13 protein-coding genes are annotated in these 15921 nt (G+C 51.7%); 7 read left to right on the top strand and 6 right to left on the bottom strand.

From position 1 onward, the window contains the following. Window positions 1-10: 10 nt before the first annotated feature. The 5 genes from fruK to C1N59_RS06995 form a co-directional block, all read right to left on the bottom strand. The gene (gene fruK / locus C1N59_RS07015; RefSeq protein ID WP_394550463.1) at window positions 11-949 is read right to left on the bottom strand and encodes a 1-phosphofructokinase; all 939 of its coding nucleotides are present in this window, start codon (window positions 947-949) and stop codon (window positions 11-13) included. Beyond that, entirely contained in the window at window positions 946-2076 is a 1131-nt protein-coding gene (gene fruB / locus C1N59_RS07010; RefSeq protein WP_394550462.1) for a fused PTS fructose transporter subunit IIA/HPr protein, read from the bottom strand. Before fruB ends, fruK begins: the two co-directional genes overlap by 4 nt. Window positions 2077-2458: 382 nt before the next feature. Further along, on the bottom strand, window positions 2459-3751 hold the full coding sequence (locus C1N59_RS07005; RefSeq protein ID WP_394550461.1) for an anaerobic C4-dicarboxylate transporter family protein: 1293 nt from the start codon (window positions 3749-3751) through the stop codon (window positions 2459-2461). Between the two features lie 303 nt (window positions 3752-4054). Beyond that, window positions 4055-4987 (bottom strand): dihydrodipicolinate synthase family protein, encoded by a 933-nt coding sequence (locus C1N59_RS07000; protein ID WP_394550460.1) that lies wholly within the window; start codon window positions 4985-4987, stop codon window positions 4055-4057. A 245-nt stretch (window positions 4988-5232) separates the two neighbouring features. Continuing rightward, window positions 5233-6264 carry a LacI family DNA-binding transcriptional regulator gene (locus C1N59_RS06995; RefSeq protein ID WP_394550459.1) on the bottom strand — a complete coding sequence of 344 codons (1032 nt, stop codon included), beginning with the start codon at window positions 6262-6264 and terminating at the stop codon, window positions 5233-5235. Between the two features lie 472 nt (window positions 6265-6736). Between C1N59_RS06995 and C1N59_RS06990 the strand changes: the two genes are divergently transcribed. After that, window positions 6737-8134: an MFS transporter gene (locus tag C1N59_RS06990; RefSeq protein ID WP_394550458.1), complete on the top strand. Its 1398-nt coding sequence runs from the start codon at window positions 6737-6739 to the stop codon at window positions 8132-8134. Window positions 8135-8302: 168 nt separating this feature from the next. On the opposite strand, the gene C1N59_RS06985 is transcribed toward C1N59_RS06990, so the two are convergent. Beyond that, window positions 8303-8557, bottom strand: coding sequence for a YkgJ family cysteine cluster protein (locus tag C1N59_RS06985; RefSeq protein ID WP_072193592.1), 255 nt, complete (start codon window positions 8555-8557; stop codon window positions 8303-8305). Between the two features lie 271 nt (window positions 8558-8828). Here C1N59_RS06985 and yeiP point away from each other — a divergent pair, with 271 nt between their 5' ends. From yeiP to C1N59_RS06955, 6 genes are all read left to right on the top strand, one after another. After that, a complete protein-coding gene (gene yeiP / locus C1N59_RS06980; protein ID WP_006119958.1) occupies window positions 8829-9401 on the top strand; it encodes an elongation factor P-like protein YeiP in 573 nt (190 codons plus the stop codon). A 78-nt stretch (window positions 9402-9479) separates the two neighbouring features. Beyond that, window positions 9480-10457: a CobW family GTP-binding protein gene (locus C1N59_RS06975; RefSeq protein ID WP_394550457.1), complete on the top strand. Its 978-nt coding sequence runs from the start codon at window positions 9480-9482 to the stop codon at window positions 10455-10457. Between the two features lie 42 nt (window positions 10458-10499). Continuing rightward, window positions 10500-11207 (top strand): phosphatase PAP2 family protein, encoded by a 708-nt coding sequence (locus tag C1N59_RS06970; RefSeq protein ID WP_006119960.1) that lies wholly within the window; start codon window positions 10500-10502, stop codon window positions 11205-11207. A 509-nt stretch (window positions 11208-11716) separates the two neighbouring features. Beyond that, window positions 11717-12283 (top strand): bifunctional murein DD-endopeptidase/murein LD-carboxypeptidase, encoded by a 567-nt coding sequence (gene mepS / locus C1N59_RS06965; RefSeq protein WP_006119961.1) that lies wholly within the window; start codon window positions 11717-11719, stop codon window positions 12281-12283. 208 nt (window positions 12284-12491) lie between these two features. Beyond that, window positions 12492-14069 (top strand): cyclic di-GMP phosphodiesterase, encoded by a 1578-nt coding sequence (locus C1N59_RS06960; RefSeq protein ID WP_033740578.1) that lies wholly within the window; start codon window positions 12492-12494, stop codon window positions 14067-14069. 41 nt (window positions 14070-14110) lie between these two features. Further along, window positions 14111-15919, top strand: a complete 1809-nt coding sequence (locus C1N59_RS06955) for an extracellular solute-binding protein (protein WP_006119965.1) — start codon at window positions 14111-14113, stop codon at window positions 15917-15919. The last annotated feature ends 2 nt before the right edge of the window (window positions 15920-15921 follow it).

The raw sequence follows: 15921 nt of genomic DNA, 5'->3' as shown, positions 1-15921 counted from the left end.
TCTCCTGCTGTTAGTTAACGGGTTGTAAGTCGACGCGCGCCATCATTGCGGCCAACTGGGTACGATCGGTAACGCCAACGTTGCTCTGGCTCACGGCCATCGCGGCTACCGCAGTAGCCAGACGTAACGTATGTTCACTGGATTCACGCATTAACAGGCCATAAATCAGGCCACCTACCATGGAGTCACCTGCCCCAACGGTGCTGACAACCTCGCACACCGGCGGTTTAGCAATCCATTCACCTGAGGCATTGACCCAAAGTGCGCCTTCTGCACCCAGAGAAATCACCACATGTGCAATGCCCTGCTCACGCAACTCGTGCGCTGCGTTAATCACATCCTGCAACGTAGGGAGTTTACGTCCCGCCCAGATTTCCAGCTCGCGACGGTTGGGTTTGACGAGCCATGGTGCGGCCTTCAGGCCTGCGACCAGCGCTTCACGGCTGCTGTCGAAGATAATGCAAGGGCAATGGGTGCGCAGTTCAGTCATCCAGCGGGTAAAGGCGTCAGGATCGACACCTTCCGGCAGGCTGCCGCTGACGCAAACCATGTCGAACTGACCCAGCCAGGTTAATGAATCGCTGGTAAAACGATCCCAGTCCTGCGCGGTCACCCTGAAGCCGGAAAAGTTGAGATCGGTAACGTCCCCGTTTTGCTCGGTGAGCTTGACGTTGATGCGGGTACGGCCATTGACCACCTGAAAGCGGTTAGCAATCCCCAGTTCACTGAACAGCTGTTGGAAACCATCCTGGTTATCTTTCCCCAGAAAGCCCCCTACGGTGACATCAATTCCCAGATCTTTCAGCACTTTGGCAACATTGATGCCTTTACCGGCAGCATGCAATCCGGTGGTTTTCACCAGGTTCACTTCACCGCGCTCAATTTCAGGCGTAAAGCCGACCAGGTCGTACGCAGGATTCAACGTGATAGTTGCCACACGTCTGGTCATGCTGCCCCCTCACCTAATCCGCTGTTGATCGCTTCTTCGATGGCATCTAATGCCTGCTGTGCATCATCACCACTGGCAGTGAAACGCAGTCGATGGCCTTTTTTCACGCCCAGCGCGACCACTTTCATCAGGCTGCGTCCGTTCGCCGGTTTGCCGCTGCCGTCGAGGTTCGTAATCGTGATCTCACTGTTAAACTGCTTGATAACGCTCACCAGTGCCGTACCCGGACGCGCATGTAAGCCATGCTCATTGCGGATCGTGAATTCTGCAGTCAGTTGGTCCGCCTGCTCGTCGACTTCGCTGGTCAGCAGAGCATAAACACCTGCCGCATCCGCTTTTAATAAACGATCGGCCTTATTACTCTGCAGCAACGCGCTGAGGTAGCCCAGCACGTCCAGTGGACGCTCATTAACGGCTGCCACGCTTATCAGCATGTTGACCGGTTCGCCCTGGTGCTCAAACGCGCTCGCTGTACGGCTAACGGCTACGCCGCTTTGCAGATTGCCTTTACCGCTGTCACTGAGCCAGATGCCCTGTCCCAGACTCAGAGGATGACGCGACACCACATCCGCGACATAGCTGGCATCAACCACGCCCGCCGCCTGTAAACGCCCGGCATTTAAGGCCTGCAACGTCATCAAATCACGTGCGTTGACGTCGAGGGTAATCAGTGAGGTGTCAAAGCTGAACGCCGCGGGCTGCTTCTCACCCATCAGCAGCGCACGCAGATCTTCCGCTGAGGCCGTTTTAAGCTGTTCGGCAACAGCGTCATCACTCAGCACATGCGTAAGCTGACGTAACAAGGCCAGGTGTTCATCGGATTTGGCCGCAATACCAATCGCGACATAGGCGGTCTGATCGTCGCCCCAGGCAATGCCCTGCGGGAACTGAAAGACCTGAACGCCGGTTTTGAGTACCAGATCGCGCGTGTCGGTGGTGCCATGAGGAATGGCAATACCACTCCCCAGAAAGGTAGAGGTCTGCTGCTCACGTGCCAGCATACCGTTGACATAACCTTCCGCCACATTACCTGCAGCAGTAAGTGCCGCCGCAACCTGACGAATCGCATCTTCTTTATTTTGGGCGCTGGCTCCGGTATGGATGGCCTGCAATTCGAGCTGGAACATAATTCTCCTCGCTTGCTGATTGAATCGTTTCAGCTAACTGGTGTTTAAAAATGCTGTTAGCGGCAACGAAGGTTGCCAGAGCAACGCTGAAACGTTTCAAGAATTGTGATGGAGTGACGTGCCGCAGGCAAGAAAATGCGTTAACGACGTAACAGATCTTTGACATTACGCACAATTCAGTGAGGTCGCAGGAGAATCTTAAAAAAGCGTGCTGAAGTCTGGACGACATCAGGTCGATTTACAGTAGGGAATTTCAGCAACGTCAGCTTTTCAGAGAGAGAAGTGCGATTGACGAACAACGGAAACGATGCGCCAGCGCGTCCTGCCCGTTTAAGCGCTGGCAAATCTGCACAGACTGTTGCTAACACCCTTACGTTGGCATTCAGGGATGAATAAGAACAGCCAGCCAAAGGGAAAACAGCATCGATAATAACGTTGCCAGTAATCCGGGAACAAAAAAAGGATGATCAATTATCCGGCGTCCTAGCTGTGTCGATCCGGTGTCGTCCAGCGTGACGGCAGCCAGTAGCGTGGGGTAATTGGGCAGGATAAACAGAGAAGCAGTGGCCGGAAAGCAGGCGATGAGCGCTGCGGGTGCAATACCCATGCTTAGCGCCATTGGAAACAAAATTTTGGTTGAGGCGGCCTGAGAATAGAGAAAACAGGAGACGAGCATAATGATGAGTGCCAGTAGCACAACAGAGTCCGTAAAATAGCTGGCGACGATGTCCTGTATAAAGATGCGATTGCTGTTCATAAAAGTCGTGCCCAGCCAGGCCACACCCAGTATGCAAATACAGGAAGTCATGCCGGTTTTAAAGACGGAGGAATCAGGAATGGTGTGCACATTGACCCGGCATAACATCACAATGGCCATGGCGACAGCGAGCATTACGGTAATTCGGGCCTCGCCGCTATTTAAAACTGGCTCTGAAATGATCCCCACCCTGGGGCTGCTAAAAATGGCATAACACAGGATGACAATAAGCCCGGTAACAAAGATCAGGACTGAACGTTTAGCAAAAGGGGACGATTCATGATGGGATATTTTTTTATTACAGAGAGTCCGGGTGTCCAGTTTATCTCTGTTACGTAGGCGATCCCAGCACAGATAGAAAAGTGACGTGCACATGAGTGCCATGAAGGTGGCAGGAATCATAACGGTAATCAGGTCAATATAACCCCATCCCAGTTGGGTTTGTTCCAGAATACCCGAGAAAAAAATCACCGCCGCTGAAATGGGCGAGGCGACGATCCCCAGCAATGACGCCACCACCGACAGAGCCAGTGCTCGCGTTGGTCGAAGGTGATGATCTTTCGCCACACCCACAATAACGGGCATACAGGCAAAGGAAACCTGGCCTGTGCTGGCCATCATCGTCAATAGCCAGGTTGACAGAGGTGCCGTCACGACCAGCAGACGAGGATAACGACGAAGAACTCGCTCGGTAAGCTGCACCAGATAATCAATGCCTCCGGCTTGCTGCATGGCCGATATCGCAACGATGACGACCATGATAAACACCATAACCAGCATTGGCAGCTCTCCGGGCGTCGCCCCTAATGCGCACAGCACAACGACACCGGCTCCGCCTGCGAACCCCACGCCAATGCCACCGATTCGCATCCCTAAAAACAGGAAAAAAAGTACGGTAATAAACTGGAGTAAGAGCATGTAGTCTTTCCTTTTTTACGTGCGGCCCCTTACCTGCTCACCTGCCCTGCAGGTCTTCACGAATATGCTTTCGCGACAAACGGGAAGACGTTGTGGAAACAGATTTTACCAGGCCACCCGTCAGATTAAGTCGAGGGTTTCCTGTGAGGGTTGAACAACGCTGTTATTGCCCGTAAAAGTGCGCGTTCCCTGCTGACTGAGGAAGTATTTCATTGAAAGCGTTGTTGCGAGATACGTAACCGCTGAGAGCCTTCGGTGGCCAGGCAGCGCCCGAAGGATGAGCACCGCCTGTTTGCGCGCCAGTCAGCCGTTAACCTTACCCAGTTCAGCCGAACGCATTGCAGCATGAATTTCTTCTGCCGCCCCTTCGCCTAAGGGCAGTAAAGGTGAGCGAACCGTCGCATGTTCTAGAATCCCACGCGCGACCAGTGCATGTTTAAGCGCAACAGTTCCTTCCATATGTGAACCGCGATGGTACACCGCCTTAGTCAACGGCATGAGGCGATCGTGAATCGCACGTGCCTTTTTATAGTCCTGTGCTTTACCTGCATTAATCATCTCAATTAGCGGCTCAGGCGCGATATTGCCGTATCCGACTAAAAAGCCATCGACGTCAAAGATAGTATGAAGCAGATATTCATCGTGGCAGGTTAATACTTGCAGATCGGGGCGTTCCCGTCTGATCACTGGGATCTCAGTATCCCAGCGCCGCATGTTACGCACCCCGTTCTTCATTGCAAACACGCCAGGTTGCGCAGCGATATCAAGTAACGTCTTCAGGTTATAGGTCGCTTTAGTGACATCAGGATACTGGAAGAGAATGAGCGGTAATCCACTCTCCTCATAGACTACGCGATAACGATCCTGAGGCGCGCCCTCCTGGTGTCCAAAGCGCAACCAGCCATGTGAAGGATAAAGCAATCCGGCAGTTGCACCCGCTTCGACAGCCCGTTTTGCTTCCCGTGCTGCAACCTCTGTGCCCTCCCCCGTGATGCCCGCAATCACCGGTATTTTGCCCTCAACAGATTTAACAAAAGCTCGAATTACAGCGGCCTGCTCATCCTGAGTCAGGAAAGTCCCCTCACCCGCATGGCCCAATACGACAAGCCCTTTCACACCGTCGATACTGCCCAGCCAGCTTCCAAGGCGCTGGATGGCTGGGAAATCAATATGGCCTTCACGTGTAAAAGGCGTAACGGGCGCCGGTGTTAATCCCCTGAGATCGATATTGATCATCTTAAACTCCTTAATATTTAGATAATTAAATCTGTAACATAGAAATTAAGATCGCATGAAATCGTTTGTGCAATCGTTTTCACTCAAGGGTAAATCTGAACCGTCCCCGGTGCGCCGTCAATATTCATGCGGGTAAAAATGCAGCAATCATCACAAAAAAACAGCGAGGAGAATAACTGCTGCGATCTGGATCTCGGATTCGCTTTCAGGATTTGTTGTCATGACGATACCTGATACAGGCTATCTCAGGTATCGGGCGAAGCCGTCGATTTACGCGGTATAAGTGTGGGAATAACAGTGCGGAGGGTCGACGCATTTTTGCCATTTATCAGCATATCAACTGCATTACTGGCAATGTGTTCCAGCGGCGTTCTTACAGAGGTTAATGCCACAGGCAACCGGCTTACCAAAGGGATATCGTTGTAGCCGACAAGTGACAATGCCTTACCTATCGTAATATTCAGTTGGTGTGCGGCGGCCACGACGCCGATAGCAATCTCATCGTTCACAGCAAAAATGGCACTGGGCCGTGAGCGACTGTTCAATATGGCTTTTCCCACGTCTTCGCCAGACTGGATATTAAAGTCTGACGAACGGCACCATTCAGGTCGCACCGTTAAGCCTGCCTCGTTCATCGCGCGTTCAAAGCCTTTGCGACGATTCAAGGCATTAGAAGCAAAGTCAGGCCCCCCAATCATGCCTATTTTTTTATGACCCAAATCAATGAGATGGCGCGTGGCCAGGTACCCTCCCATTTCATCATCGCCTACGGAAGAAGGGCTGATTTCATCGGTGCGTAATACCAGCACATGGGGAATATCACGCTCACGTAACGTAAGAGGAAGCGGGTCACCCAAACGGCAGGTCGAGAGAATCAAGCCATCTACGCGTCGGTCCAGCAAAGATTCTACCGCGGCGCTTTCCTGACTGGAGTCATCACCACAGGTCGCGACAATCGCAAAATAGCCGCGTCGTGCGGCTGCGGTGGCGATTTCCTCGTAGAGCATCGCGGTGACGGCATCGGTCATTCGGGGAACCAGCACACCCAGCGTCCCGGTGTCCCCTCTGCGTAAACTTGATGCAACGTAATCTCGCCTGTAACCCAGCTCACGTGCAACCTGGCGAACTTTTTCAGCTGAGGCGCTTTTTGACTGTGGCAGCCTTTCATCCAAAATCCTTGATACGGTCGAAATGCTGACGCCTGCCGCATTAGCAACATCGCGCATCGTGATAAGTCGCTTATCTGACGGGTCCTTTTCCTGGCTTTCCTGATCCACAATTGACTCCAAGTAATAATCTGAGTAGCAAATAACTGTCTACAAACTGTAGCTGCTGCCCGTCGGGACGAAATAGCCTGTTCGCTTGCCGCAAGCGCACCTCAGCGTAATCATGATTCACATTATGCGACTGGCTTTTGATTGCGTTCCCGGCTAGCCCCGCACCGGTAAAGCTTAGGTTATGCATTTGGAGGAAATCTCAACCAAACGCTGCCTGATATTATGCGTCCGTTCACGCTTTTTTAATGACATGCCTCTGGAGTGTGAAGTCACTCGCAATTAATTGCACCGCTGAATTGACGCAAACGCATACAGGACAAAGGATAAACCTATGTGAAAACGATTGCATTAACGTTATCACAGCTTATTTTCTCTCTTTAAAGATGTGCAATAACCGTAAGTAAAGGGCCTGAAATTTGATATCTGTCCTTTCGCTTTCTTACGTTTATGCCCCATGTTACAGGGTATAACTATGACTATTCAGGTTATCGCGTCACGTACGGCTAGCGAGAGTCATTTTGCGGCGCACTCTACTGCGTTACTGGCACGACTCGAGCGCTTACCTATTACGCGACGCTTAAAGCTCATCCGTATCGTTGTTGGATTATCAACGTTTTTCGACGCTTACACGATTATTGCTATTGCATTTGCCCTGCCGCAATTGACCCAGGAATGGGGACTGACGCCAACATTTGTCGGACTGATCATTGCGGCAAGCTACGTCGGGCAGCTGTTTGGCGCATTATTTTTTGGCACCCTGGCGGAGAAGATAGGCAGAATCGGCGTATTACGAATCACCATTATCCTGTTCGTTATCATGGATGCCGCCTGCCTGTTTGCCTGGAATGGTTGGTCAATACTGATTATTCGCTTTTTACAGGGGCTGGGTATTGGTGCGGAAGTGCCTGTCGCCAGTGCCTATATCAATGAATTTGTCGGAGCCAAAAAGCGCGGTCGCTTCTTTTTGCTGTACGAAGTAATTTTTCCTGTCGGTATGATGTGTGCCGGGTTGATCGGTTTTTTCCTGGTACCGGTTTATGGCTGGAAAATCATGTTTCTTATTGGCCTGATTCCCTCGGCACTGGCTGCGCCATTACGTTGGCTGATGCCAGAATCACCGCGCTGGTTAGTGGTAAAAGGACGTCACCAGGAAGCCGAAAACGTGGTGAGTTCGTTTGAAGCAGAAGCCCTTCGCCGCGGCATGGTGTTGCCTGAACCCGTTATAACACCCGTTGTCCCTGCTGCCGTATCATCAGGTGGTGTCAAAGCGCTTTTTTCGGGAATCTATAAGTCGCGTACCTTTATGCTCTGGGGCCTGTGGCTTACGGTTTACACCATTAACAACGGGATGATTACGTGGTTTCCAACCCTGTACCGAACCTTATTCCATCTGCCGCTGGAAACCAGCCTGGCCTATGGATGGATCACTTCTGCGTGCGGCGTCATCGCTTCTGTTGTCTGTGCGTTCAATATCGATAAAGTAGGAAGAAAGCGCTGGTATAGTTGGGCGTTCATGCTGGCGATTATTCCGTTAGCCGCGCTCTGGGTATCGGGCGCAACAGCCCCTTTGCAGGTACTAATCTTTGGCAGTATCACCTATGCAATATTGCAAACTATCGCTTTCTCGCTGTATCTCTATTCGGCGGAACTGTATCCAACCCGACTACGGGCGGTTGGCACCGCCTTTTCCAGCGCCTGGCTGCGCGCCGGATCGTCACTGGGTCCCCTGATGGTAGGATTTATCGTGTCCGGTTTCGGCATCAGATTTGTTTTCATCATGTTTGCTGTTATTGCACTCATTGGCGGTGTGGTAACACTGCTGTTTGCTGTTGAAACAAAAGGAAAATCGCTGGAAGAACTCTCGCCCTGAGCTGCTTATCGCGGTGTTTACCGGACGGGAAAACAGTGGGGTTACTGCCAGAACCATTAAGTTTATGGACGTGGAGTGCGTGTATGAATTCAGGCGGCCACTGTGTAACCGGGGACAACAAACTTTCCGGGTTATAACGCCATAAACGTGGATGATCATCTGTAGAGACTAAGGTGCAGTGCTTTGCTCAAGATGAATTAGATAATCCATCGCATAATGACGGTTACTACCGCACATCTCAACTGATGGCTGTAGTCCGGCACACACTTTCGGACGCAGAGGCGATCCAAAAATTTTACAAAGGTTATTATCCGCAAGCTGAACGCACCGGGTATTGGCGGGTTTGCCCAGTGGCATTCCCGGAATGGGCGAGGAAATGCTCGGGGCAATACAACATGCGCCACAGTCTGTACGACATTCCATCTTTTACCTCCTCGAACCGCTAAAGCGCGCACGATAACAGAACGTGCCTTACCCTGACATCACCTTTACAGAGAAACAGGCCAGGCGCCGATCGCCGGTCATGCTGTGATGTCGCGTTTGCAACGCCAATGACGTCATGATCCATGATATATACTGAGGTGGCTTTATCCTGTTAGTCGCCATCAGGCACAAAATTTTTCGCGCTGTCTTGCCTGTTCACGTCCGCGCGAGTAACGTTGCGCGCACTATCACTCTGTCAGCGAGAACCGCAATGCCAAAAGCGAACGAAATCAAAAAAGGAATGGCCGTCACCCATAACGGCAAACTGCTGCTGGTGAAAGACATTGATGTCCAGAGCCCAAGCGCCCGGGGCGCGGCAACGCTGTATAAAATGCGCTTTACCGATGTGCGCACCGGCATGAAAGTAGAAGAACGCTTCAAAGGCGATGAAATTATTGATGCCATTTCGCTGAGCCGCCGCAGCGTCACCTTCTCTTATATTGATGGTGATGAATACGTCTTCATGGACGATGAAGATTACACGCCTTACGCCTTCAAAAAAGAGCAAATAGAAGAAGAACTGCTGTTTATCCCTGAAGGGGGCATTCCCGGTATCCAGGTGCTCACCATGGACGGACAGGTGCTGGCGCTTGAACTGCCTCAGACGGTTGACATGGAAATTGTGGATACCTCGCCCGGAATTAAAGGCGCGTCGGCCAGCGCACGCACAAAGCCTGCCGGGATGAGTACAGGCCTGGTCGTGCAGGTGCCCGAATATCTCAGTAACGGTGAGCGCATTCGCATCCATGTGGCAGAGCGCCGCTATATGGGACGCGCCGACTGATCCAGTCTGGCGCGTGCGGCAGGCGAATATTGTTATACTATAACAATATTCGCATAATGCTTTGCAGGAGCCTCAGGCATGACACGTGTTAACCTCCTTACCGGATTTTTAGGCAGTGGAAAGACCACTACGCTGCTTCACCTGTTAGCGCATAAGCCCGCCGGGGAAAACTGGGCTGTACTGGTCAATGAATTCGGTGAGATAGGTATTGATGGCGCATTACTTGCCAACCGCGGCGCCACTCTAAAAGAGATTCCCGGCGGCTGTATGTGTTGCGTTAACGGACTGCCCATGCAAATTGGGTTGAACAGGCTGTTAAAGCAGAATAAACCCGACCGTTTATTAATCGAACCTACTGGACTCGGCCATCCCCGCCAGCTCCTGACCATGCTGACCTCGCCTGCCTATGAGCCCTGGCTCACGCTTCAGGCGACGCTGACGCTGCTGGATGCGCGCCAGCTTGCCGACCCACGTATCCTCAATAATGAAAACTTTCGCGATCAACTCCTCGCCGCCGACATCATCGTTGGCAATAAACGCGATCGCTGGAGTGACCATGATAAGCAGCGCCTGGCACAATGGCGGGAAGCGCATCAGGCCGATCGCCCGTTTGTGGCTACGGAATTTGGCCGTATCCCTCCAGCCTTACTGGACAAACCGCGAGGTGCGCCGCGTGACATTCCGCATCCTGCACATCACTCTCATTCAACGCCCCCGGGCAGTGGTATTGCGGCAATGCGTCTTGACGGGCAGAGCGCGTGGCGTCGGGCGCTCAATCAGGGCCAGGGTTATGTCGCCTGCGGCTGGCTTTTTGACAATGAAACGGTGTTTGATGCTCAGCCCCTGCTTGAATGGGCGCGGCTTGCCCCTGTAGATCGGGTCAAAGGCTTCCTGAGAATAAAGGAAGGCTCAGTCAGTATCAATCGTCAGGGGGAGGATTTTCATTATGCATTGCTGGACACAACGCCGCCAGACAGCCGTGTTGAGATGATTCATTCCGCACCTGCCGACTGGAATAGTTTACAATCCGCCTTGTTGAAGATTCGTTTAAGCTGACATGGTTATGGTCGGCGGTTATTTTTTTACTGGGGCAGATTTATGCACGCAACACGTCTTGTCACCATCCTCCTGCTTAATGCACTGGGGATGATGCTGTTTTTTTCTTGGTACTTACCGCCTCATCACGGGTTTTGGTTTGAAATTGATAAAGGGATTTTTTTCGCCTTCAATAATGAGATGGTTGCTCACCCGGCGTTTGCCCTGCTGGTTGCCATCACTAATTTTCGCGGCTTTGATGCCGTGTCCTTGCTGGCAATGGGCTTGCTCTATCTGTGGCTGTGGTACCGCGAAACGCCCACCGGTCGACGTCGTATGCTGGCCATTGGCATTACCATGCTTGTGACTGCGGTCGTTCTGAATCAGGCCGGCCATCTGTTGCCGGTCAAACACGCCAGCCCGACGCTGTTTTTTGACGGCGTGCATCGTGTCAGTGAGCTGACCGGCATTCCCGCTAAAGATGCGTCAAAGGACAGTTTTCCCGGCGATCATGGCATGATGCTGATGATCTTTGCGGCATTTATGTGGCGTTATTTTGGCTTTCGCCCGTTTTTAGTCGGCGTAGTTATTGTTGTTTTATTCGCTTTGCCGCGCGTGATGGCTGGCGCGCACTGGTTTACGGATATTACGGTGGGTTCGCTTTCTGTTGTTCTGGTGGGATTGAGCTGGTGGTTATTAACACCGGCAAGTGATTATCTGGTTAATTGGTTTTATCACAAATTACCGGGCAAAAATAAACCCCAAGGGTAATTAATTAGCGAGGGCGGGTTAATGATTAAATTTTAAACCGCCCTTACTTATAAAAAACTCAAAGTAACAATTAGCACGCTAACAAAAAATCACGCTAAAGCCGATGATATTATGGGATTTATCCTGTCTGATGAAAGCCAGCCGCGCCGCCGCCCTCCCCGTAACCCGCACTATGCCTGGAATTAGCGTCTGTTTTCCCCTTTCATCCTGTTATTACACTTGCATTCCTGTTGATAAAGTGATCAAGTCATTTAAGTTTGATAAGTATCAAAAAAACCTATCAGAATTTGATTAAAAGCACTCGCCACGGCCTCGGGAATCGGTTAATCTCGGTCGCAGTGAGAAAGAAGTCGCGGTATTAAGCATTCTTTAACAGATAAATTGTGGTGATTTACACATTTTTATAATTAAAGCGTTGTCTTGTTCTGGCTGGCTTATTAATCTCATTCCGTTTTGTCATCTGGCTGGCGACAATCTTGTCGTAAGGACTTCGAAGGAAAACCCGAATAATGGTCAAGTCTCAACCAATACTGAGATATATCTGGCGGATAGCGCCCGCTCTGGCGCTGGCAACACTCCTCTCAGCTTGTAGCAGTACCCATAACGCAAAAATCGAGAATCATGAAGTTAACAACCAGAATGGTTTTTTACTTCAAGCGTCTCAGGATGAGTTCGAAGAGATGGTGCGTAATGTCGATGTTAAGACACGCATCATGGATCAATACGCGAGCTGGAAAGGTGTACGTTACCGTCTTGGCGGTGATACTAAACGCGGCATTGATTGTTCCGCTTTCGTACAGCGTACTTTTCGTGAACAATTTGGATTAGATCTTCCTCGTTCGACCTCCGAACAGCAGGGAACAGGGAAAGAAATCGCACGCAGCAGACTGCGCCCGGGTGACTTAGTCCTCTTCCGTGCAGGTTCCACCGGCCGTCATGTTGGTATCTATCTTGGCAACGACAACTTTGTTCATGCCTCGACCAGCAACGGCGTGATGATCTCCAGCCTTAATGAAGATTACTGGAAAAAACGTTATCGCGAAGCACGTCGGGTATTAAGTCGCAATCCGAGCTAGTGTAGAACGAACGTCCTCTCAGCCAGAGAAAAAAGAACGCTGCCTATGCAGCGTTTTTTTTTCTGAATCCAGCGAATCAACGTAAAAAAATACTTGTTTATCAAAATAATAACGAGACATTACTAACTGACTCGTTATATTCTCAAACGCGAAAATGTGTGCGATTGTGCATCATTTAGTTTTGTATTTTGATCAGGGGAAGCACTTCATGCCATTGTCGCGGGCGCTGATACGCCAGGCAACTTATCCTCGTCGCATCGCGTGGAAGAGCGCGATTGTTGGTAGTTTGTTTTTCTTGTTGTTAACGTCTGTTTTGCTTATTCAGACCCAGCACCATCGCAAGCAACAACACAAGCAGTTGCTCATCGACAGCAGCACCGATTTTCAGCACAGCGTGAACGCCCTTATTTCAGATACCCTCATTCCGCTGCTTCCCTTAGTTAAGTCTGAATGCTACATCGTTAATCACGAATTAACCGCGCGTGCAGCCTTTGCGGGTGACATACGCGCCATTATCCTGGTTAAAGACGGTAATGCCTTTTGCTCCTCGGCGACGGGCAGTTTCTTTCAGCCGCTCAGCGCGCTCTCACCGCGCACCGATCCTACACGTGAACGGGATATTCGTTTACTGCCCGGAACGCCAATGCAGCCAACAAAACCGGCGCTGGCGATCTGGATCAAACAACCTGGCACCCAGCAGTCAGGCCTGTTTGTCACGCTGAATGTCAGCCTGTCACCTTATCAACTCAAAGCGTCATCTCACCCCGAAATTACCGGTATCGCGTTACTTGCGCATAATACTGCCCTGACAAGCTGGCAGCCCACGCTGGTGCGAAATCACCTGATCCCCTCACCCCTTATGCAGACGCCAATGGACGGATTGCCGTTTCAGTTTGCACTTTATGGTTCAACCTTATCGGCGAGCGACTACCAAACGATCATGCTGATTAGCCTGTTGTTTGCGTTAATTGTCAGCGGGATGAGCTGGGTGCTACTGTCCCGGGTGCGCCGTCCCGGTAAAGAAATCACGATGGGCATTCGACGTGGCGAGTTTCATGTTGAATATCAGCCCATCATCACAGCAGCAGACAGGCAATCTTACGGCATTGAGGCGCTGCTTCGCTGGACGCACCCTTCAGGCGAAGCAATCTCACCCGACATTTTTATCAGTTATGCCGAAGCGCAAAACCAAATCATTCCCCTGACCCGGCACCTTTTTGAGCTGGTTGCACGTGATGCACATCTACTGCGCCACACGCTGCCGAAAGGAACCTGCATCAGTCTTAATATTTCGCCGCTGCATCTGGGTGCCTGCAGCTTTCGCGATGATGTGCTGTACTGGCAAGACAGCATGCCGCACGATCACTTTCAGTACGTTTTTGAGATTACTGAACGTGCTGTGGTGGAAAACAGTAACGCGGCCGCACTGTTTAACTGGCTTCATCAGCGCGGAATTAAAATTGCGGTAGATGATTTCGGTACCGGGCACAGTGCATTAATCTATCTTGAAAAGTATGCGTTTGATTATCTGAAGATTGACCGTGGGTTTGTTCAAAGTATTGGCACCGAAACGATTACCTCGCCCGTACTGGATACAGTCTTACAGCTGTCAAAGAAACTGAATCTGATGAGCGTGGCGGAAGGCGTTGAGACGGATGAGCAGGCAAGCTGGCTGATCAACCGTGGCGTGACACATTTGCAGGGCTATCTGTTTAGCCGCCCGCTACCGCCCGAACAGGTCAAGGCGTTCTTTCTGCGCCAGACCAGCCAGTCCATCAGCCTGTAACACCGCTGCGGTGTCAAAACGTTCAGGAGACCGCCCTCTTTATGCCGTTCCGCTATGTTGTTTTGCTGCTGTGCTGCTGGTTGACCAGCCCGCTGCACGCCAGCCCGGTGCAGGTCAGTTACACGTTTGCTCAGTTGGGCACGCCGAAGTATGCCGTGGACTTTCATCATTACGACTATGTGAACCCTGACGCGCCGAAGGGCGGCAAAATTGTTCAGGCTGTGCCCGGCACCTACGACAATTTCAACCGCTACGCATCGCGCGGCAATCCGGCGGCGGGCACCGGCACACTGTATGACAGCTTATTTACCACGTCGGATGATGAACCCGGCAGTTACTATCCGCTGATTGCCGAATCCGCCCGTCATCCCGCTGATTTTCGCTGGATGGAGATCACCCTTAACCCGCGTGCGCGATTTCACGATGGCTCTGCCATTACCGCTGAGGATGTCGCGTTTACGTTTCACACATTCATGACCGAAGGCGTGCCCCAGTTTCGTCTCTATTATCGCGGCGTGACGATGGAGGCGGTTAATCGTCTGACGGTGCGTATTACGTTACCGGCACCCGACAAAGATTTGATGCTGAGCTTACTATCGCTGCCGGTGATATCGCATACCTTCTGGCAGAATAAAAAGTTTAACGAACCGCTCAGTCAGCCTCCTCTGTCGAGCGGACCTTACCGCATCAGCCGCTGGAAGCTGGGCCAGTTTATTGAGTACAGTCGCGTGAAGGACTACTGGGCAGCCGATTTGCCGGTCAACCGCGGGCGCTTTAATTTTGACGTCATGCGTTACGACTATTACCTGGATGACAACGTGGCGTTTGAGGCGTTTAAGGCCGGCGCTTTCGACCTGCGAGAAGAGACGTCCGCGAAAAAATGGGCAACGCAGTACCGTGGCCGTCACTTTGACGATCAGCAGATTGTGAAAGAATCTATGCCCAATACCGCGTCAATTGATACGCGCTGGCTGGCGCTCAATAATCAAAAACCCCTGTTTCAGGATCGACGGGTACGCCAGGCGATGGCGCTGGCCTTTGATTTTGAATGGATGAATAAAACGCTGTTCTATCATGCTTTTAAACGTACCAGCAGCTATTTCCAGAATACAAAATATGCTGCACAGGGCCAACCTGATGCCGCACAGCAACGGCTACTCACCCCTTTCCGTGCGCAGTTACCGCCGGACATCTTTACCGACGCCTGGGCACCCCCGACAACCCATGGCAGCGGTTACGATCGCACGAACCTGCTTAAAGCCATGTCCCTGCTGAACCAGGCTGGCTGGCATGTTAAAAACCAACGCCTGGTGAACGATAAGAACGGAAAACCCTTTACGGCAGAGCTGCTGTTGCCCGGTGGCACCAATAGCGAATGGGCCCTTCCCTACCAGCATAACCTTTCCCGCCTGGGGATCACCTTAACGCTGCGTCAGATTGACAGCTCTCAGTATCTGCGTCGCCTGCGCAGCGGCGACTATGATATGGTCAGCACGGTGTATCTCGCGATGCCAACGCCCTCACGTAACCTGCAGGCTAGCTGGCAGTCGGACTATATTCAGTCCTCGTGGAACCACGCCAGGGTTCAGGATCCCGTCGTTGATCACTTCGTTAAAGCGATTGTCGACCATCAGGGTGACGCCGACGCCTTGCTGCCACTGGGGCAGGCGCTGGACCGCATTTTGCTGTGGAATGCGTACATGATCCCGATGTGGTACAGCGCCGACCAGCGCCTTGCCTTTTGGAATAAATTTTCCCATCCTGCGAGGAAACCTGATTACAGTACGGGACTGGATAACTGGTGGTATGACGTCAGTAAAGCCGGCCGCCTGCCCGCTAACCGACGCTGAGG

Source organism: Pantoea sp. SGAir0183 (assembly GCF_043545505.1).
Note: the sequence above shows the minus strand (reverse complement) of the source record. Positions and strands in the feature narration are given on the sequence as shown.